We start from the raw sequence: 19,678 nt of genomic DNA on the forward strand, positions 1-19,678 counted from the left end.
TGGGGCCGAGAGCGCGTCTCCGACCACCGGAGCTCGTCCCAATCGAGATTTGTAGAGAGAGCGGCTTACCGAACCGCTTTGTCGTCGGTACGGCGAGTCGCTGTCGAGAGACGATAAAACGAGTCAGCGTCGAGAGATGGTACGACGAGTCGCTGCTGTGAACGGCGCTACGCTGCTGTGAACGGCGCTACGCTGCTGTGAACGGCGCTACGAAGCGGTGTAGGAGTCGGTGCTACAGCGTCGGGACGTCCTGTTCGTCGAGCCACGCGTCGATGGCCGCCAGGCCGTCGTCACCGACGTCGTCGTACGGCGGCCGCGGCGGACCGACGTCGACCCCCGAGAGACGCGTCGCGGCCTTACAGACGGCGGTGAGCCCCGTCGTCACCTCGTCCGGGGGGAACGTGCCGAAACTACGCTGGGCGCGGACCGCCGTCTCCAGGTCGCCGTCGCGGTACGCTTCGTAGACCCGCATCGCGGGAACCGTCGCCGGAGCGGGGATGACCGCGCCCGACCCGCCGGCCTGCAGCGTCGGGAGGAGAACGTCCATCGTCGTGAACACCTCGGCGTGTCCCGCGTGGTGGATGCGTTCGAGGAGCCACCCGACTTTCTGCCAGTCCCGCGAACTCTCCTTGACGTACTCGACGCCGTCGATTCGGGCGACCGCCAGCATCGTCTCTTTCGCCATGTCGACCGTCACGGCGGGGTTGTTGTAGACGAGAATCGGGAGCTCCGTCTCGGCGGCGATGGCCTCGTAGTAGCGGACGATAGCGTCGTGACTCGGCGGCATCCCCCACGGCGGCATAGCGAGCAGTCCGTCGACGCCCGCGTCCTCGGCGTGAGAGACTAAGTCGGCGACGACCGACTGAGCGGGGTAGGAGACGCCCGCGAGCACCGGTTTTCGCCCGTCGACGGCGTCGACAGTCTCGCTTATCAGCGTCTTCCGTTCCTCGGGTGCGAGCGCGGCGGTCTCTTGGACTCCGGTTCCGGAGGCGACGACGGCGTGACACCCGCACTCCAGCGTGAACGCCACGCTGTCGGCGACTCGGTCGACAGCGAGGTCACCGTGTTCGTTTATCGGCGTTACCACTGGTGCGACGACACCCGTGATCGGTTCTGTCATGGTTGTCTCGTGCGAACGATTACCGATAGAGGGTAAAAAACTACCTCCGCATCATCTGCTGCTCGACGAACTCGTAGGCGCGGGTCATGTCCGCCTCGCCGCCCTGCCGGACCCGAGCGTAACCGACCAGGTTCCGGACGACGCCGCCCAGGAGCGCGGACGCGTCGTGGGCCTCCGCGAACTCCGCGAACAGGCGGATGTCCTTCTCCATCAGTTCGAGCGGGAAGCCCATGTCGTACTCGCCGGTGAGCACGTAGTTCGGGAACTTCTCCTCCGTCGCGCTGTTGCGACCGCTCCCGGCGCTGAACGCGTCCACGAGCGTCTCGCCGTCGAGTCCGGCCGCGCGGCCGAGCGCGACCGCCTCGGAGGTCGCCAGGAACCCTGCGAACGACAGATAGTTGTTGAGCAGTTTCACGGCGTGACCGTGACCCGGCCGTTCGCCGACGTGGAGCACGTCGGCCGCGAACGACTCGAACAGCGGGAGACACGCCTCGTAGACCGCCTCGTCGCCACCGACCATGACCGAGAGCGACCCCGCGCGGGCCCCGGAGGGTCCGCCGCTGACCGGCGCGCCGAGTACGTCGACGTCGCGGTCGTCGAGCAGCGCGGCGACGCGTTCGGTCGTCGACGGCGTCGACGTCGAGAGGTCGACGAGAACCGAGCCCGAATCGAACGCCTCCGCGGCCTCCTCGACGACCGTCTCGACGACGTCGGGCGTCGGAAGCGAGAGAAACACCACGTCGGCACCGGCGGCGGCGTCGGCGGCGGTGTCGGCGGGGGTCGCTCCGTGCGCCTCCAGTCGTTCCACGGCGCTGCGGTCGAGGTCGAACGCGGTCACGCTGTGCTCCGCTACGAGGTGTTCGGCTATCGGACCGCCCATCTGGCCGAGTCCGACGACTCCTACGGCTACCATACGTCGACTAACCTCGCTCGACCGTCTTAACTCCCCACGCCTCGAATTTCCGCGACCTGCGTTCCGACGGATGCTCGTCGGACGTAGCGGTACGGAACTCCGTGACGCGAAGATTCATTATCGGACACGTGACAACGTGTACCACTACACATGAGCGATTACCGTAGCGAAACGCTTCGTACGACGACGGACGGCGACCGACGGGCCGGCGAGTGACGATGCCGGAAACCGTCGGTATCGTCGGGCTGGGAAACATCGGCGGACAGATAGCCGAGGTGCTGGCCGACGCGTACAGTGTCGTCGTCTTCGACATCGACCCCGCGCGGGTGGAGGCGCTCGAACAGCAGGGCGCGTCGGGAGCGGATTCCGCGGCGGCCGTCGGGGAACGTGCGGATATCGTCTTCCTCTCGCTCCCCGGCGACGGAGCGCTGCACGCCGCGACGCTGAGCGACGACGGGGTGTTGCGCGGATTGGATGCGGGAGACGTGCTCGTCGACACGAGCACCGTCTCTCCCGCGGCGTCCGAGCGCGTCGCCGACGCCTGCGAGGCCGCCGACGTCGAGTTCCTTGACGCCCCCGTTAGCGGCGGCGCGCGAAACGCCGAGAGAGGGACGCTCACCGTCCTCGTCGGCGGATCCGACGAGACGGTCGAACGGGTTCGACCCGTGCTGGAGACGATCAGCGAGACGATTCACCACGTCGGGCCGACCGGCGTGGGCGTGACGCTCAAGGTAGTGAACAACTACGTGCTCGGCCTGAATCAGTTGGTCCTCTTCGAGGCGCTGTCGATGGCGCGAGCGGCGGGTATCGACGACAAGACGTTCACACGGACGCTCGCCGACTCGTCCGGCGCGTCCTACGCGCTCGACCGGGATATGGAACGGTTCGTCATCCCCGACGAGTACGACTCCGAGTTCACCCTGTCGCTGATGCGCAAGGACGTCTCGCTGGCCGAATCGTTCGCTGCCGACAACGACGTTCCCCTTCTGTTGGGCGGAGCCAGCGGCCTCTACCGCATCGGGGAGGCGATGGGGTACGGCGAGTTGGACGCTTCGGCCATCGTGAAACTGTACGAGGCGCTGAGAACGGAGCGATGACCGACGAGACGAGTGGCGAACGCGCGTCGACAACGAAGAGCAGGTGCTCGGCGGCTACGGAGAGCGGGCGCGAGTCGACAGCGAATAACGGGTGCGAACCGGCTACAGAGAGCGAGTACGAGTCGGCTACGGCGGACAATGGCTGGGTCGACCTCTCACAACCGTTCTCCGACGACATGCCGCACCCGCCGGCGGTTCCGGCACCGGCGTTCGAGACGGTGAGAGACGTCGCGGAGGACCGAATCAACGTTCAGCAGTACACGGCCGCGACGCACGTCGGAACCCACGTCGACGCACCGCGACACTTCGTCGAGGGCGGCGCGACGATAGACGAGTTGCCGCTCGACCGCTTCGCCGGTGACGGCGTCTTCCTCGACGTTTCGACCGACGATGCGCGGGAGATAACCGTCGAGGACGTAGAGCAGGCCGACGGGACCGTTCGGGAGAACGACATCGTGCTGTTGTACACCGGGTGGCAGGAGAAGTACGGGACGCCGGAGTACGTGTCCCATCCGTGGCTCTCGGTCGACCTCGCGGAGTGGCTGGTCGAACGGGGGGTGAAGATGGTTGCGACGGACACGTTGACGCCGGATATTCCGCCGCCGCGGCGGCCGGAAGGGTGGATGGCGTTTCCCGTCCACCGGACGCTGCTGGCCGAGGGAGTACTCGTCGCCGAGAACCTGACTAACCTCGACACTCACGTGGGGAAGCGACTCGAAGTGCAGGGGTTCCCGGTGAAGATTCGCGACGGCGACGGCGCACCGGTGCGGTTCGTCGCCCGGCGTCGGTGACACTCGACCGAAGCGATGGGTTCCTCGGCGAACTCCTTTCCGCGGCCGAGGTGGCGACGTAGGTTTCCTGTTTCGCTCCGGAATCGGTCGCAGAGATGCGACTCAGACTGTCGGACCGGCCCGGAGCTAGCCAGACTGCCCGAAGCCAGCGGGACTGGAGATTATCGCCGCGCTGTATCCGTTTCCGCCGCCGTCGCTGAGACAGCCCGCGACCGCGGTCGCACCGAACACGGCCCCGACGCGAGAACCGACCGTCGGGTGAGTGTTTTCGGTTCTGTTCGGTCGCCATCTGTGTTCTTTCGTCGTGTCGTATAGACGTTAATTGTCGACGACATGATAATTGTGCGTGTGACGGTACCGAGGACCTATACTACTCCAAGCGCTCCACATCGTCCGCACAGACGACGCCAACCGACTCCCTCGAACTTTGAAAGCGCCCCAGCTTCCGTGGCCATCTCCGCCAACCACCTCTGACGAGCGAGCGGTGGTCGGCACTCGTCCGCGGGTCAGGTGACCCGCGGCACGTCACACCCCGTAGTCGACGAGTCTGTCGAGGAGGGCCGCGGTCGTCCGAACGCCGCTCTCGAAGCAGTCGAGGGCGAGGTTCTCGTCGGGTGAGTGGTTGTTCTCGTCGCTGTTGGCGTACGGGACGACGACGACGGGCGTCTCCAGGTGGCGAGCGAACGCCGCCGTCGGAAGCGACCCGCCGAGCGTCGGCTTGAGGATGGGTTCGGTGTTCCAGCCCTCGGCGACCGCGTCCAGAATCGGCTTCCGTGCGGGATGGTCGAGGGGCGTCCGCTGGGGCGACATCGTTCCGAACTTCGACACCTCCACGTCGACGGTCCCGGACGCGTGGTTTTCGACGTGGCTGCAGAACTTCTCGTAGACCTCGTCGGGGTCCTGGTCGGCGACCAGTCGCATGTCCATCTTCAGCTTCGCGGTCGAGGGGACGATAGTCTTAGTCCCCTCGCCGCCGTAGCCGCTCGCGAACCCCGCGATGTTGAGCGTCGGATAGTACAACAGTTTTTCGAGATAGGAGTCGCCGGGACCGTTAGCGAACCCTCCGATGTCGAGGTCGGCTTCGACGGCCTCGGCGTCGAACGGCATCGCGTCGAGCGCCTCGCGGTCGAGGTCGGTGATGGGTCGCACGTCGTCGTAGAAGCCGTCGATCGTGACCCGACCGTCGTCGTCCTTCATCGAGGAGAGGATGCGGTTGAGTTCCCAGGCGGGGTTCGGAACCGGGCCGCCGTAGTTGCCCGAGTGGAGGTCGCGGTTCGGCCCCGTCGCGTCGAGCTGGACGTAGAGCATCCCGCGGGCGCCCATCAGGACGTGCGGACGTCCCGAGGCGTCGATGGGGCCGTCGGCCACGTACGTCAGGTCGGCGGCGAGTTCGTCGGCGCGTTCCTCGACGACCTGGTCGAGGTGGGGGCTTCCACTCTCCTCCTCGCCTTCGAGAAGGAGGGTCACGTTTACGGGGAGACCGGTCGTCTCGCGGAGCGCTCGAACCGCACAGAGGTGGGCGAACCACTGGCCCTTGTTGTCGCCCGCGCCCCGCGCGTAGATACGCTCGCGGCCGTCCGGTCCCTCGCGGACGGTCGGTTCGAACGGCGGCGAGGTCCACTCGTCGGGGTCCACTGGCTGGACGTCGTAGTGGCCGTACAGCAGGAGAGTCGGCCGGTCGTCCGCCGACTCGTCGGCTTCGGCGTGCGCGATGATCGCAGGCTGGCCGTCAGTCTCGACCGTCTCGGTCTCGTCGAACCCGTACTCGCGACAGAGTCGCTCCGCGAGGTCGGTGCACTCTGCGACACCCTCGCCGGTCGCACTGATGGAGGGCTGTTCGAGGAGTCCGAGGAGGTCTTCGAGGAAGTCGTCGAACCGTTCGTCGACGTAGTCGTCGGGAGCGTCAGCCATGGGAGATTACCACACTACCTCCGGGGAGAACGAGCAGGGTTATCAAAGTTTCTTGGCCGGTGGCGACTCAGTTCGACGGGGCGTAGAGAGGAGACAGTTCGTCGTCATCTCAGAGGGAACTCGCATGTCGAAGGTAGTGGAGGGGTGAAGCGGTCACACTCGGTAATCGACCAGCGCCGGGAAGGAGAATCCAGGGGGACGACAGCCTCGTCGTCAGGACTCTTCGAGCAACGAGCTCGCTCGTTGCACGTAGCTGTTCGCGTCCCAGCTACGGACGTCGCTCACCTCGTCGAGAAGTCGCCGTGCATCGGCCGCTGATAGCTGTCCAGTTCGAACGAGAACCGAGAGCAGCGTCGGTGTCGTGACGAGTCGGGTATCAGCGAGTGAGGCGTGGACCAAGCCGAGTTGGTTGAACTCGTCGCAGAGGAAGAGCGTAGCATCGAGGTCGTTCGCGAGGGTGACGGCCGCGTTTTCACCGTCATCGAGCGGAAACTCGGCATCGAGGTCGGCCACCCGTGTCGTGAACGAATCGGCTCGGTCGAGCACGGCGGACGCGGCGCGTCCGTGGACGTCATCGTACGAGGCGATCTCTCGGAGTTCTTCGACGACCGCCGTTGGGACGACGACCTCGTACCGGGATAGACAGAGTGAGAGTGGATCGGGGTCGTCGTCAGTAACGACTCCGAGACTCACGAGGGCGGAGGCGTCTGCGACGAGCCGCGACATCTATGCGTCGGCGACCTCGTCGACGAAGGCCTCGTCCAGTTGCTGTTTCAACACCCGGAAGTTTGCCGCCTCTTCGGCGCCGACGAGCGCTCTGAGTTGTTCGAAAGTGATCTCGTCGTCGTAGTAGGCGGCGGCGATCTCCTGAGTGAGTGCGTCGTCGTGAGCGGCGTCTTGGAGGTACTCCCGAAGCGCGGTCACGAGGACGTCTGTACGGTCTTCCCCGAGGACTGCGGCCAGCGCGTCGGCTCGGTCGATAAGCCGATTTGGGGCCCGAAACTGCACGCGCTTCTTGTCGGTGCTCATGATGTGTACATTGTGAGCCAACTCACTTAGTCGTTTTCGTGTGTACGGGTTGTTCTGAAACGAGGCTATCCTCCGAAACTGCGGGACCTCACAGCCTAGGCCAGTACCCGATTTCAATATAGCGACATAGGATATATGAATCAGACATCGAAAATGGCCCATCCAATCGGTGTTCACACAGACCGTAAGAGTCTGTTAGTTCCCAAAATATATACGCCAGTTGTCTGAATACGCGTACCACCCGAAAATGTCCGTCTCAGAACGTAACCTCGACACAGCGAGGCTGCTACCCCGAAATTTGATCGTTCAACACCAACGACAGGAGGAACACGTTCGTGAGTGAGAGTCTCAGCGCTGCCGGACGCGACTGGGAGGACGTCGACGACATCTCGTGGACGCTTCTCGACCTCGACGAACTCGTCGAGGTTTACTGGACGGTCGTTTCCCCGTTACTGGAGGCGGACGGGCTAGATCCGCAGCACGAGAAACCAACCCATCAGTGGCTTCGGTCACATGGACTCCGACCACTGCTGTACGCGCTCCGAGAGTACCACGACAGGACGTTCACACAGTTTTGGACCGAAACCCTGGGACTCGAATCGTCGACGGCAGTGTACGAGTGGGCAACAGAAGACGAGCAAACGCTCGAAGCCGTCGAGTCGTTTCTCTCGTCGCGTCGTGAGCGAAAAGGGCTCGCCGAATCGTCGGTCGAGACGCTTCGTTACCGACTCAATCGGTATATCGAGGCGTATCGAGCCGAAAACGATACTGACGACCTAGTGACGCCGATCGCCCGCGAGAGCGACGTTCCCGTGTACAAAGCGGTGGATGCCTGCTGGGCGGCGTTCGACCGACTCCACGCCGAACTCGACAGTCCGCAGACCAAGCGTCGAGTCCACCTCGCCGTCTCGAACTGGTACGCACACCTCATCCGCCGGAAGTGGGCGAAAGTAAACCCGGCGGACGGACTCGACGACGAGTTCGACTGGTCACGGTCGGACAGCGGTGAGAATACGGACACACCCTGTCTGTCGAGTGCGCACGTGAAAGCGCTCTACAGCGCTGCCGACGACCACGAAGAACGCTTGCTCGTGCTCGCTCTCTGTGCGTGGGGACTCCGTCCGAACGAAGTCGCTAAGCTACACGTCGACCAGTTCGTCTTGGACGTTCCCGACGACGACATCCCCTACATCGACTTTCGACAGCGAAAGAACGGCCCCGGAGAGGTGTCGCTGTTGTACGGTCGAGCGGAACTCGACCGTCGTCTCGCGGCTGGAGCTGACAGCGAAAACTGGAACGGCTACTTGTTCCCGTCCCCACACGCGTCTCGCAGACACATCTCGCGATGGACGGTCTGGAACCGATTCACCGATCTGGCCGAGCGTGCAGGGTTGCCCGACGAAATCGACGGCGTCTCGCCCGCCCCAAAGATGGGTCGTCGATTCTGGTACGACGCCTACTCCGCATCGCTCGACGTAGTGCTCGGAAGTCTCGACGAGATCGCCGCCGAGCAAGGGAGTTCGAGCGCCGAAGTCGTCCTCCAGAACTACCTCTCGGACTCCCGAACGCGCCACCTTCGACGCGAGTACATGCGCGAACAGTTAGCTGCGGCGTTCGAAAATCAGTGAGAGAGTTTGGCCGCCATCCGGCGAAGTCGGTTCGCGGTCCGAGTTGAGTCCATCCGATACCTCTAGTCGTGTCGTTCGTGGGGTACGTAGAGTACGTTCATGTGCTGGATTCATACGACACATTCACAGAGTTCGTGTAGTAGTGGTTGGCATGAGGTGCGGCCATCGAGTGTATTCATAAAACAGGCCCAAGGCATGGATTCATGAAGTGTGTTCAGGAGGTGTAGTCATGAAATGTGTTCATGAAGTGTGTTCATCCCGAGTATCCAGGACCAAGATACATTGTTCGCATCATATGCCGACAGGATGTACGTTCGTGAGGTGGATTCAGAGAATGTTCGGAGCAGATGTTCACCAAATGTGTTCACCAAGAGTATTCAACGACCGCATTCATTTGTTCTGTTCAGTGTGTTGGTCGGCCAAAACAGCAGATAGAGGCTCTCTAGTGGTGAATATGAACCGGGTAGTCTCGAGCATAGATTCCTTTTAACCGTCGAAAAGTGCCCTCAAGTCACCCCATTCAGAGAGCAGATCGGCATGTTTGTTCAGTAGATATGTTCATTAGATACATTCAGTGCATTCATCCATGATGTTCACTCATTGGTGTGTCTGACGTACTTTCAAGAGGGGTGCCACTCATGAAGGGTACATGTTAGCGTACTCGACGTACAGTGAGGCTGGCGGGGTGGGCAAAACCACGACCGCAGCGAACTTGGCGGTCGCACACGCGCGTGCGGGACTCAAGCCACTCGTCGTCCCACTCGACCCCCAAGACGGTGACCTCTCTCGACTCTTCGGCGTCGACGACCAACGAACCGAACCGGTTGACAACCTCGTTCGTCACATGATCCGTCGTCCGAAAGGCGAGTTCGACGACCTGGTTCGGACGGTCGAAGGTGTCGACATCGTTCCCGAACACAACATGCTCTCGGATCTTGCCGAGTACCTCCAGCGAGAGAAAGACCAATCGGAGGCGATGGGTGAAGCGTTCGGGGTACACGCGCAACTGCTCCGCGTTCTCAGTGAGGCGAACGTTCCCGACGAGTACGACGTTCTCATCTGCGACCCACCCGCGACGGAGGGGCCGCATCTATACAACGCGATTCACGCTACTCGGTCGCTCGTCATCCCCGTCGAACCGAGTGCGAAGGGACGGGCGGCGGTCGAAGGATTGGAAGCACTCGTCGCCGGCTTCGAAGATCAGCTCGGCATCGACGTCGGTGTGCTCGCCGCCGTTCCAGTCGCGTTCAAAGATACCCGAGACCAGCGCACCGTTCTCGACGAGATCGACTACGCGATTCCGGAGGTCGTCGGCGAGCGGGCGTCGTTGATGGAGGGTTGCTGGATGCAGCAGTGTTCCGCGTTTACCTACGTCCGTGAGCACCGCGACCGCCACCGCGAGTACGAACTGGAGACGCTCGCGCAGTTTGACCGACTCGCACGCCATCTGGAGGAAACGGTGGGTATCGAAGCGCCGAACCCTCCAGAACCGGGTGACCTCACGCACGAGGTGCCACTGCCATGACGGGGATGAAAGAGGGAGCTGGCGAAGACCCCTTCGCCGACGACGTCGAGCCCGAATCTCGAGATGACAAATCATCAGACGCTATATCGAGAGAGGAGGCCGGAACCGAAAGAGAGACTGAAACAACAGTCGAACGCCAGCAGTCTCGACAGCGGACGATCCAGATACCGTACAAATTTCGACGCGACGGTGTCCAAGATGGCCGAACCCGCGTTCCGCTCTTCCTTCAGCCCGAGACGAAGAACGCCGAGCGCGACGCACTTCGTGAGATGGAAGAACGGTTCAACGACGATGTTTCCCTAACCGACCTACGAGAAGCCCTGGTGCGGGTCGGACTCGAACACCTCGACGAAGCCGAAACCCACCTCGAAGAGTGGGGTTACGGGATGACGTTCGACGACTAGCTGCAGCAGTGAACTACCGGTGGAGTTGCACATCGAGTGATGTGCCTAGACACAGTTCTCGCTACTCGCGCCTACGACACAGTTCCCGCCACTTCGCCGGCTCGAATCACACAGACGTGAGGCGGAAACCCACGACTTTAGCCGTTAACAGGACGCGTACCATCTTGTTAGCCAATCTGATCTCGAGGGTCAGCAATCAAACCTCAAAACGTTCTGATGACGTAGGAGGAAACCGCGAGTTTCGACTCCTCACGTCCTGTCGAGAGCTACCACACGAGCTACCCACTCCACTCGTTCCGGAGTTATTCGCCGCTGTACCACTCCTATCCGTGATATCATCGAATTTGGCTTGCTACGGAAAAGACGGTCTGTTCGGGGGAAGATATATTACCGATTGTGGAGGACTCCACGAGGATGTACACCGTTCCGGTCCATCTCGAAGCGGGTAACACACCACTATTTCCGGAGCTATCAGTCGCGGCCGAGTCACCGACACCCTGACTCCACTGTTTCCGAAGCTATCCACAAAAAGAGAGGGGCCCTCTCGAGGATGCGGAAGTCGTTGCCGCGTCTCGTCCGGAAATCTGCTGGAGATTCCTCGAAAGTTGTCTCTTCCAGATAATAATAGAAATTTTATATATTCTTCTTACTGCAATACGGATTTGGTTTTCTTCGGACCGACTTAACTCTTCCCTAATTACACTACTACGTGCCGGCGGGGGGGTACGTGATATAGAGATAGCTTCGGAAACAGTGGAGTGAGAGGGTCATATAAAGAACGCGCTCTCCGGAAGTGGTGGTCGCCCTCGAGTACTAATATCCTCGGGCTCCGGACGCTTCGGACGCTCCGGAAGCGGTGGTTTTATCGTGTCACCCTATGTGGCGTTCTCACATGGGGATGTTCGAGAGAGACCGACTCGTGTTCGCCGACGCCGAGCCGTTGGACGACTCGTACGAGCCGGAAGATATCCGTGAGCGGGACAAGGAGCTCGCGAAGTACCAGCGAGCACTGCAACCGATCATAGACAACCGACCCACCTCGAATATCTTTCTGTACGGAAAGACGGGGACGGGGAAGACGGTCGCGACGAAGTTCATGCTCTCGCATCTCGAACACGACGCCGAGAAGTACGACGATATCGACCTCTCGACGGTGTGGGTCGGTTGCGAAAACCTCTCCTCGTCGTACCAAGTGGCCGTCTCGCTCGTGAACGAGCTAAGATTGGAGAAGGGAAAAGACCGTATCAGCACGACCGGGTACTCACAACAGCGGGTTTTCGACATCCTCTACGAAGAACTCGACTCGTTCGGCGACACCGTCGTCATCGTCCTCGACGAGATCGACAACATCGGTGACTCCGACGACATCCTCTACGGACTCCCCCGCGCCCGCTCGAACGGCTACGTCGAGAACGTCCAACCGGTCATCGTCGGTATCAGCAACGACTTCCAGTTCAGAGAAGGTCTCTCTCCGAAGGTCAAAGACACGTTGGCAGAGAAAGAAATCCTCTTTCCACCGTACGACGCGAATCAACTCCGCTCGATTCTCCAACCCCGCGCGGAGAAAGCGTTCCACGACGGCGTCCTCGAAAGCGACGTCGTCCCACTGTGTGCAGCGCTCTCCGCACAGGACACCGGCTCTGCCCGCCAGGCGATTCGTCTCCTTCGAGAAGCGGGCGAACTCGCCCAAGCGGAAGACGTCGACACGGTGACAGACGACCACGTCCGCGGCGCACAGGACGAACTCGAGAAGAACCAACTCTACGAGGGGATGCAGGAACTCACGACGCAGGGCCACGTCGTCCTCTGTACGCTCGCGTATCACGAAGCACGCGACGAAGTACCGGTTCGCTCCCGCGACCTCTACGAACAGTACGTCACGATCTGTAACGAACTCGACGCCGACAGCGTGAGTGGACGACGCGTCCGCGACCACCTCTCGGATTTGAACATGCTCGGCCTCATAAACGTCTACGAACGAAACGAGGGACTCTCCGCGGGTCGGTATCACGAATACGAACTCAACGTTCCGTTGGACGCGGTGCTCAACGTGCTCCTCTCTATCTCTCGGTTCGAAGAGATCGCCGAATCGATCGAATCGGACGCCAGTCAGAACAACGTGCTTCAGTCCGACATCTCAGATTACTGAACGACACCGCTCGAGACGCCCTCACGTCACTTCTCGCTCGGCTAAAGCTCCGGAAACGGCGGAGTCTCACCGACTACGGGAGGGGTTCCGGTTCACACCGGCCAGTGGGAAGTTCCAGTTCACACCGGTCAACAGGGAAAGCTCCCGTTCGAACCGGTCGGTAGATACCGAGGGGACGCGGCGGGGTCGGCGGACGCCCGACGAGACCGGAAAGCTTCGGAAACGGTGGAGTGGCAACACTTGCGAGTCGCAGACTCCCGGCCCGACGAGTTCCGTCGACGACCCACCTAAAGACGAGAGCGATGGAGACGCGGGAATTCGGAGCCGCACGAAGGCGTCGAGGAAGCGCGATAGCTCCGGAAATAGTGGGGTGTTCGTGCCGTGGGCGGTCGTCATCTTCGGACGTGCGTCGGCGCTTCGCCCCGGACGAACGGTTCGGGACGAACGGCTCCGGTTCGTCGTCTTCTGCGGACCCGATATCACCCGAACCTACCCCCTAAGAACAATAGCTTAGTCGGGCCATCGCGTTCCTCCGAACGTGTCTTCCCCGAACTTCGACGACTTCGACCACGAATCGCACATTCGAGAGGCGTTCGCCCTCGCTCGCGAGGCCGCAGGCCGCGGAGACCGACCGTTCGGCAGCGTGCTCGTCCGCGACGACGACATCGTCGAGGCGGACTCGAACCGCGTCGTCACGGAGAACGACATCCGCCGGCACCCCGAGCTCCACCTCGCCTACCGGGCGTGTCGAGAGTACGACTCCGCGGAACGCGCCGAGATGGTGATGTACACCAGCACGGAACCGTGTCCGATGTGCGCCGGCGGGATGACATCGGCGGGATTCGGACGCGTCGTTTACAGCGTCGGCGGCGACGAGATCTCGGAGTTCACCGGGAGCGGACCGTCGGTTCGCTCGGCCGAGATTCTGGATGGGACGACCGAGGTCGTCGGACCGGTGTTGAACGACGAAGGGAGGGAGATTCATCGGGAGTTCGACTGGTAGAGTACCGCTCCCGGCCGTCAATCGACGCTCGTCGTAGCGTTCCGGAAGTGTTCACGAACGCCGTACGCGAGCGGCCCCCCGAACAGGAGCGCTCCGCCGCCGACGACGGTGTAGCCCAGCGTGGACAGCTCCTTCGTCGGGCCCGCGCCGACGACGACCACCCCTCGCATTCCCTGTTCGCCGTACTCGGTACATTCGTAGGTGCTCAGTCCGTGACCGTCGAACTCGACGGCGAAGCGGTGACCCGAGCCGGCGACCTGTTCGCTCTCGAAGCCCAGTTCCGGGTCCGCGACGTCGTACCGTAGGTCGCCGACCCACTCCCAGACGACGGTCGTCCCGGGGTCGACGTGTATCGCGGGCGGGTCGAAGGCGTACTGGCCGCCGTTTCCCTGCGCGCCGACCTCGACGAGCACTTCCGACTCACCGCGTCGGTCGACTACTCCGTCGTAGTTGTCGGTGTCCGCCAACCACCCGTCGTACGTCTCGCCGGGTGCAGACGCTGTTTCCGTCGCGCTGTTCGTTTCGGTCGTCCCGGTCGTCTCGCTTTCGCCGAGCGAAACGGCCGCATCGCCGACGACGAGCGCTCCCTTCATTCCCATCGCCTCGTGGGGCGCACAGACGTAGCGGACGACGCCGTCGGAATCGAGCGTCGTCTCGAAGGTCTCCCCGCTCGAATCGTAGTACTCGGACTCGAACGAGCCGTCCTCGGCGACGACGTTGTGGGTCCCGCCCGCCCCGGTCCACGTCCACACGACGGTCGTTCCGGGGTCGACGCGAACCGCGGCGGGATCGAACGCGTACGCGCCGCCGTTACCCTCTGCGCCGACCGAGATTTCGACCGACGACTGTCCGCGAGCGTCTGCGAGTTCGGGGACGCCGTCCGAGTTGGCGAACCACGACGAGAGGTCGGTCTCGTCGTCGCTCTGTGCCGCGGCGGGTGACGAGGCGAGGCCGGCACCGAGGGTCACGCCGGCCGTCGCAGCGAGGAACCGTCGGCGCGTGGTGGTACTCATCGCACTCACCCCTCGTACCCCGCGTACTCCATCAGGTCCCGGAAGATGTCCGTGTCCATCGCTTCCTTGTAGACGATAGCGTTGAGCATTCCGCCGGGGTACGACGAACCGTTGCGAACGTGGTCGACCTTGTGACAGTGCATCAAGTAGATGCCGGGGTCGGCGTCGGCTTCGAACTCGACGGTGTAGCGCTCGGCGGGCGCGATGTTCACCACGTCCTGCTCGAACTGCAGGGGCTCGGGCATCTGACTGCCGTCTTTCTCGACGACGCGGAAGCGGTGGTTGTGCGTGTGCAGCGGGTGGCTCATGAACCCGGCGTTGACCCAGTGGATGCGCACCGTGTCGCCCGCCTCGACGATGATGGGCGAGCCCGTCTCGGGATGGAAGGTCGCGGGCGCGGACTTCCCGTTGAGCGTGAACGCGTCCGCCCGGCGGTTGGTGAGGTCGTAGCTGGCGTTCTCGCCCCCGTGTTGACGCGAGAGGCGACTGTCCCACTCCTTGGCCGTCATGAAGTACTCCTTGTCGGCCTCCTCGTACCCTTCGGGGTCGACGCGGAGGATGCCGTACATCCCCATGTCCATGTGCATCGGCGTCTGGTAGTGACAGTGGTACAGGTGAGTCCCCGGAACGTTCGCGGGGATAGTGTAAGTGTGGCTCTCACCGGGGTTCACCGTGACGCCGGTCGTGGTCGGGACGCCGTCGTTCTCCCACGTCTTTCGAACCCCGTGGAAGTGCAGGGTGTGAGGGACCTGCATCTCGGTGTTGTCGAGCGTGATCTTCAGGTCGTGGCCCTCCGTCGTCCGGAGGATGGGACCGGGAACGCTCGGGGTCCCGTCGTCGGCCTGGAACGCCCAGACGACGGGGAGGTTGACCGGCCCGCCCATCGTGTCGCCGGGGTGGATTGCGTGCTGCGCCATCACCGAACGGATGGTGACCTCGTGGTTCCGCTCGTCGAGGTCGACGACCTCCGGACGACCCGTCTGCGGCAGGTCGGAGACGGCCGCAGTAGGGCCCTCTCCGGCCGAATCGACGACCGAAGCAGAGGGTGACGACATCGACGTGCAGCCGGCAGTCGCGAGCAGACCGGTCGAACCGGTCGCAGCGAGAAACTGTCGACGGGAGATGCCGCGTCCTGGTGCGCCTACTTGGGACATACAAGTAGTCGTTGGGAACTAAGTGAGATAATAAGAGGTTCTGATTCCCAAGAGTTAGGAATCGGCCACTGTGGTGGCTGACGCGTCGGATATCGCCGCATCCCCGCTTCGGGAGGCGCTGACCTCCCCTATCAGTCACCTACGACCGAATTCGTGGGCTGCCTACAGCTTCTCGGAGTTCTGCGCCTGCTCGGTGCGCCGGTTCGCCTGTCCGAGTCTGTTTTCGGTGGCGTTCGTGAGCGGTTTCGAGAGGTCGTCTTTCGCTTCGGCGAGCCGAGTTTCTGCTCGCTGAAGCCGCTCGACGACGACCTCGAGCTGTCTATCCGTATTTCCCCGTTCCTTCGCTCGCGCTCGCTCGGCGGCCCGTTCTGCGGCTTCGACGACGGCCATAAGCGAGCGTTCGAGTCCTTGCACTGCGTTCGACGAGCCGTGGTCAGTCTCCTCGTCTTCTCCGGTGCCCCGCGCCGCCACTGCGGCTCGGGTCTCCTCGGCGATCTCCGCGACGAACTCCGCGAGCGGTGCTTTGCCCGTCTCGGGGCGTTCGATGCGAACGCCCGACGTCTCGTCGGACGACGGATTGACACGGTATGCGCCGACGGCGTCGTCTCGGTCTCGAACCTCCGTCGTGTACGCCCCGCCGACGTGGACGTAGACCGCCTCGTTTCCGTCTACCGACGACTCGTAGAGCCGACCGGCGAAGTCGTCTTCGACGGTCACCGTCGCGAGATCGACGGCGGCGTCCTCGCCGAGAACTTCTAACTTCGTCGCGTGCTCGTGTGCGATCAGTGGTATCTCACCGTCGACGCCCGCTGCGGTCACTCGCTCGTCGTCAGAAACGGTCACCCGTTCGCTGTACGGTGCCCGCCCGGCACCGTTGACCGTCAACCGGTGCTCGCCGGCCGGCACGTCTCGTATCACCGCGACACCACCGAACGTCGGAACGGCTTCGAGGTCGCTCTCTAAGAGAGCGAGCGACTCGACCGACGTCTCCGTCGTCGTCAGTCCCTCGTTCTCGGGCGCGTCGGCGGTCGTGACCGTCTCGGTGACACGTGTCGCTACCGTGTGAACGGGCGCCGGGTCGCCGATAGCGTCGTAGCGGTCAGCTAACGCTGCCCGATGGCTGGGGTCGGTGATGTCGGTCGCCGGGTTCTCGTATCGGGGCTGATTCCACGGCGCTCCCGTCGTCGTGATGTGGGCGGCGAGCGCGTCCTCGACCACCTCGGGAACGGCGAACTCGAAACTCAACTGCGGCCCGGTGAAATCCGTGATGTGCTCGATTTCGGAGGTCGGTACGAGTTCGTACTCGACGTCCGCGCCGGCGTCTCGGTCGCGGCGTCCGAAGACGAGACCCGTCTCCCGGGTCGGCAGGTCCGTCGGTGGCGACGTCAACGCATCGTACGACCGGATCGTCAACTCGGAGTCGACCAGTGAGTCTGCCGTGACGGACGGCAATCGCTCGTGCTCGTATATCGGCGCGTCCTCGTACTCCGGGACGACGTACGGCAACCGCGACCCTTCGTCGCGCGGTAATCCGTACGCGAGCGGGAGCGTAACGTCTGCGAGGTCCTCGATACTCTCGATCGGCGCGTTCGTGATATCCGCGGTCAACCCCTCGACGGTGACCCGCTGGAACCGGTCGGGAACGTCGTTGACCGAGAGCGTGCTCGAGTGCGAGCCGAGCTCCGAGAGGATTCGTGGAACCACCTGCGGGTCCGGGTCGAGGAACTCGTTGTTGGGCACCTTCCGAGAGTGAGAACTGGCGACGTACAGTTGCGGTTCGTCGGTTTCGGTGTCGACGAAGACGTGCAGCACCTCCCAGTCGTGCCAGTGAAAGTTCGTCGTGAACTGGTCGAACGCCGAGTAAAACCAGTACTGGACGACCGTGAGCGACGAACTCTCGTACTCGACGGTGTTGTAGAAGACGGTCGGATTCGGTGGAGTCTCTCCGGTGTACCGCTCGTGGTACCCGTCGAAGGCGTCGAACCCGTCGACGATGGTCTCACCGTCACGTTCGGTCGCATAGGGGCGCGGGTCCGTCGGGAACCACGGTTCGTTCACGTCGAAGTACACCGTCGGAGCGAACCGCTCCGCCAACTCCCGGGCGGGTTCTGGGTCCACCTCGGTTGTCTGACCGTCGTCCTCCCGGTCGAGCGTCGAACACCCGGCGACGCCAACTGCACTGACGCCGGCGAGTGCGCCGAGCACAGTCCGTCGGTCGACACTGATGCGCGGGTCGTCAGTCACGGACACTCACCGCTTCGTTACTGCGACCGGCCGCGCCTGCGCTGGACATGGCTTTGCATCTGCGGATTTGCTCTATAAGTCTTCCCTATCTCTGACTGTCGCGCACGACTAGGCGAGTGTTCGAGAGTGGTCGTAGCGGTCGTTTACTTCTCTGGTCAGTCTCTCCCGTTGAATTCGAAGCTACCCGTAGTGTCCTGTCTGACGGTGGAAAAGTGAAACTCGGACTACGGCCAGAGTCCGCGCATCTCGTGCGCTTCCGCGATGCGAGAGAGTGCGACGATGTAGGCTGCGTCGCGCCAGGTAACGTCCCGGCGTTCGTATTCGGTTTGAACTGCGTTCCACGCTTTCAGCATCTCCGCTTCGAGCTCGTCGTTCACCCGTTCGAGCGGCCATGCTCGTCGATTGATGTCCTGGAGCCACTCGAAGTAGCTCACGGTGACGCCGCCGGCGTTGGCGAGGATGTCGGGAATCACCGCGACGCCGCGCTCTTCGAGAATCGAGTCGGCCGCGGACGTCGTCGGCCCGTTCGCCCCTTCGACGACGAACTCCGCGGCGATGTCTTCGGCGTTCTCTCTCGTTATCACGTTCCCCAGCGCCGCCGGAACGAGCACGTCGACGTCGAGCGTGAGCAAGTCGTCGTTCGAGATGACGGTGTCGGCGTACTTCGTGACGGCCTCCGGTTCCTCGTCGTGCGACGGCACGGCGGCCGTGTCGATTCCAGACGGGTCGTACATCGCCCCGTTCACGTCGCTGACGGCGACGACCGTCGCCCCCCAGTCGTCGAGCAGCCGGGCCGCGTTCGCGCCGACGCTGCCGTAGCCCTGGACCGCGACCGTCGTCTCTTCGAGCGGTCGGTCGTAGTACTCACAGACCAGTTTCGTGACGATAGCGACGCTTCGTCCGGGCGCTTCTTCGCGGCCTTCGCTACCGCCGACGACCGGCGGCTTGCCGGTGACGACGCCGGGCGTCGTCTCGCCCTCCTGCATCGAGTACGCGTCCATCAACCACGCCATCGTCTGCGGGTCCGTCCCCATGTCCGGCGCGGGAATGTCCTGGTTCGGCCCGATGACGTCGCGGAGTTCCTCTGCGAACCGACGGGTCAATCGCTCTTTCTCGTCGGCACTCAGTCCCTTCGGGTTGACGGCGATTCCGCCCTTGGCACCCCCGAACGGGAGGTCCATCACGGCGCACTTCCAGGTCATCCACATCGAGAGGCCGACACACTCGTCTCGGGTCACGTCGGGGTGGTAGCGCAGACCGCCCTTGAACGGTCCTCTGACGCTGTCGTGCTGTGCTCGGTAGCCGGTGAACACTTCGACCGTTCCGTCGTCCCGTTCGATGGGGATTGTCACCTCGTGAATCTTCTTCGGGTATCTGAGCCGTTCGACGATGTTAGGGTCGACATCCAGGTGACCGGCGGCGTGATGCAGCTGTCGACGAGCCGTTTCGAGCGCCGACTCCGATTCAGACGGCTCTACCGGAGCGTCATCGGCTCCGTCGTGGCTGCTGTCGGGGGTCGATGCCATAGCTACTCGACCGGCATCCGTCGGTTTCGCATCGACCCGCTACAATCGGGACACCTACCGGGGTTGACCTCCGCGATGGTGATGTTACCGCACTCGAAGCACTCGTAGGAGTTCTCCTGACCGGGTTGGGTTTCGACATCTCTCATGATTGGGTCCGAGTGCTGGACCGTC

Annotated in this window: 17 protein-coding genes; 7 read left to right on the plus strand and 10 right to left on the minus strand. The window is 62.9% G+C overall.

Annotated features, from left to right (window positions below; translation table 11 throughout):
- Positions 1–232 precede the first annotated feature (232 nt).
- Both DV709_RS16765 and DV709_RS16770 read right to left on the minus strand, forming a co-directional pair.
- Positions 233–1,120, minus strand: coding sequence for a dihydrodipicolinate synthase family protein (locus DV709_RS16765; RefSeq protein WP_117595586.1), 888 nt, complete (start codon positions 1,118–1,120; stop codon positions 233–235).
- A gap of 40 nt (positions 1,121–1,160) precedes the next feature.
- Complete coding sequence (locus tag DV709_RS16770; protein ID WP_394338699.1) at positions 1,161–2,147, minus strand: NAD(P)-dependent oxidoreductase; 987 nt, start codon at positions 2,145–2,147, stop codon at positions 1,161–1,163.
- Positions 2,148–2,251: 104 nt separating this feature from the next.
- Here DV709_RS16770 and DV709_RS16775 point away from each other — a divergent pair, with 104 nt between their 5' ends.
- Entirely contained in the window at positions 2,252–3,130 is an 879-nt protein-coding gene (locus tag DV709_RS16775; RefSeq protein ID WP_157972770.1) for an NAD(P)-dependent oxidoreductase, read from the plus strand.
- Positions 3,127–3,921 (plus strand): cyclase family protein, encoded by a 795-nt coding sequence (locus tag DV709_RS16780; protein WP_117595589.1) that lies wholly within the window; start codon positions 3,127–3,129, stop codon positions 3,919–3,921. The genes DV709_RS16775 and DV709_RS16780 overlap by 4 nt, the downstream gene beginning before the upstream one ends.
- Positions 3,922–4,446: 525 nt before the next feature.
- Here the strand turns inward: DV709_RS16780 and DV709_RS16785 are convergent.
- The 3 genes from DV709_RS16785 to DV709_RS16795 form a co-directional block, all read right to left on the minus strand.
- Positions 4,447–5,832, minus strand: coding sequence for a M20/M25/M40 family metallo-hydrolase (locus DV709_RS16785; RefSeq protein WP_117595590.1), 1,386 nt, complete (start codon positions 5,830–5,832; stop codon positions 4,447–4,449).
- Positions 5,833–6,045: 213 nt separating this feature from the next.
- Complete coding sequence (locus tag DV709_RS16790; RefSeq protein ID WP_117595591.1) at positions 6,046–6,558, minus strand: hypothetical protein; 513 nt, start codon at positions 6,556–6,558, stop codon at positions 6,046–6,048.
- The gene (locus DV709_RS16795) at positions 6,559–6,861 is read right to left on the minus strand and encodes a hypothetical protein (RefSeq protein ID WP_117595592.1); all 303 of its coding nucleotides are present in this window, start codon (positions 6,859–6,861) and stop codon (positions 6,559–6,561) included. It abuts the gene before it with no gap.
- Between the two features lie 335 nt (positions 6,862–7,196).
- Between DV709_RS16795 and DV709_RS16800 the strand changes: the two genes are divergently transcribed.
- From DV709_RS16800 to DV709_RS16820, 5 genes are all read left to right on the plus strand, one after another.
- Complete coding sequence (locus DV709_RS16800; protein ID WP_117595593.1) at positions 7,197–8,489, plus strand: tyrosine-type recombinase/integrase; 1,293 nt, start codon at positions 7,197–7,199, stop codon at positions 8,487–8,489.
- A 649-nt stretch (positions 8,490–9,138) separates the two neighbouring features.
- Positions 9,139–10,014 (plus strand): ParA family protein, encoded by an 876-nt coding sequence (locus tag DV709_RS16805; RefSeq protein WP_117595594.1) that lies wholly within the window; start codon positions 9,139–9,141, stop codon positions 10,012–10,014.
- Positions 10,011–10,418, plus strand: a complete 408-nt coding sequence (locus tag DV709_RS16810; RefSeq protein WP_117595595.1) for a hypothetical protein — start codon at positions 10,011–10,013, stop codon at positions 10,416–10,418. The genes DV709_RS16805 and DV709_RS16810 overlap by 4 nt, the downstream gene beginning before the upstream one ends.
- Positions 10,419–11,310: 892 nt before the next feature.
- Positions 11,311–12,567, plus strand: a complete 1,257-nt coding sequence (locus tag DV709_RS16815) for an orc1/cdc6 family replication initiation protein (RefSeq protein WP_117595596.1) — start codon at positions 11,311–11,313, stop codon at positions 12,565–12,567.
- Between the two features lie 538 nt (positions 12,568–13,105).
- The gene (locus DV709_RS16820) at positions 13,106–13,570 is read left to right on the plus strand and encodes a nucleoside deaminase (RefSeq protein ID WP_117595597.1); all 465 of its coding nucleotides are present in this window, start codon (positions 13,106–13,108) and stop codon (positions 13,568–13,570) included.
- Between the two features lie 17 nt (positions 13,571–13,587).
- Here DV709_RS16820 and DV709_RS16825 read toward each other — a convergent pair whose 3' ends face one another.
- The 5 genes from DV709_RS16825 to DV709_RS16845 all read right to left on the minus strand — a co-directional run bounded on the left by DV709_RS16825 (position 13,588) and on the right by DV709_RS16845 (position 19,653).
- A complete protein-coding gene (locus DV709_RS16825) occupies positions 13,588–14,583 on the minus strand; it encodes a halocyanin domain-containing protein (RefSeq protein ID WP_117595598.1) in 996 nt (331 codons plus the stop codon).
- Positions 14,584–14,588: 5 nt separating this feature from the next.
- The gene (locus DV709_RS16830; RefSeq protein ID WP_117595599.1) at positions 14,589–15,737 is read right to left on the minus strand and encodes a multicopper oxidase domain-containing protein; all 1,149 of its coding nucleotides are present in this window, start codon (positions 15,735–15,737) and stop codon (positions 14,589–14,591) included.
- A gap of 162 nt (positions 15,738–15,899) precedes the next feature.
- Complete coding sequence (locus tag DV709_RS16835) at positions 15,900–17,981, minus strand: hypothetical protein (protein WP_117595600.1); 2,082 nt, start codon at positions 17,979–17,981, stop codon at positions 15,900–15,902.
- Between the two features lie 224 nt (positions 17,982–18,205).
- Positions 18,206–19,507: a glutamate dehydrogenase GdhB gene (gdhB, locus tag DV709_RS16840; protein WP_117595601.1), complete on the minus strand. Its 1,302-nt coding sequence runs from the start codon at positions 19,505–19,507 to the stop codon at positions 18,206–18,208.
- Between the two features lie 2 nt (positions 19,508–19,509).
- Positions 19,510–19,653 (minus strand): rubrerythrin-like domain-containing protein, encoded by a 144-nt coding sequence (locus DV709_RS16845; protein ID WP_117595634.1) that lies wholly within the window; start codon positions 19,651–19,653, stop codon positions 19,510–19,512.
- Positions 19,654–19,678: the final 25 nt, after the last annotated feature.

Origin of the sequence: Haloprofundus halophilus (assembly GCF_003439925.1) — an archaeon.
Lineage (GTDB): Archaea > Halobacteriota > Halobacteria > Halobacteriales > Haloferacaceae > Haloprofundus > Haloprofundus halophilus.

Bases quoted from the DNA above. Each gene is read 5' to 3' on its own strand.
- DV709_RS16765 (WP_117595586.1), bottom strand. From the start codon at position 1,120: ATGACAGAACCGATCACGGGTGTCGTCGCACCAGTGGTAACGCCGATA.
- DV709_RS16775 (WP_157972770.1), top strand. From the start codon at position 2,252: ATGCCGGAAACCGTCGGTATCGTCGGGCTGGGAAACATCGGCGGACAG.
- DV709_RS16780 (WP_117595589.1), top strand. From the start codon at position 3,127: ATGACCGACGAGACGAGTGGCGAACGCGCGTCGACAACGAAGAGCAGG.
- DV709_RS16785 (WP_117595590.1), bottom strand. From the start codon at position 5,832: ATGGCTGACGCTCCCGACGACTACGTCGACGAACGGTTCGACGACTTC.
- DV709_RS16790 (WP_117595591.1), bottom strand. From the start codon at position 6,558: ATGTCGCGGCTCGTCGCAGACGCCTCCGCCCTCGTGAGTCTCGGAGTC.
- DV709_RS16795 (WP_117595592.1), bottom strand. From the start codon at position 6,861: ATGAGCACCGACAAGAAGCGCGTGCAGTTTCGGGCCCCAAATCGGCTT.
- DV709_RS16805 (WP_117595594.1), top strand. From the start codon at position 9,139: ATGTTAGCGTACTCGACGTACAGTGAGGCTGGCGGGGTGGGCAAAACC.
- DV709_RS16810 (WP_117595595.1), top strand. From the start codon at position 10,011: ATGACGGGGATGAAAGAGGGAGCTGGCGAAGACCCCTTCGCCGACGAC.
- DV709_RS16815 (WP_117595596.1), top strand. From the start codon at position 11,311: ATGGGGATGTTCGAGAGAGACCGACTCGTGTTCGCCGACGCCGAGCCG.
- DV709_RS16825 (WP_117595598.1), bottom strand. From the start codon at position 14,583: ATGAGTACCACCACGCGCCGACGGTTCCTCGCTGCGACGGCCGGCGTG.
- DV709_RS16830 (WP_117595599.1), bottom strand. From the start codon at position 15,737: ATGTCCCAAGTAGGCGCACCAGGACGCGGCATCTCCCGTCGACAGTTT.
- gdhB (WP_117595601.1), bottom strand. From the start codon at position 19,507: ATGGCATCGACCCCCGACAGCAGCCACGACGGAGCCGATGACGCTCCG.
- DV709_RS16845 (WP_117595634.1), bottom strand. From the start codon at position 19,653: ATGAGAGATGTCGAAACCCAACCCGGTCAGGAGAACTCCTACGAGTGC.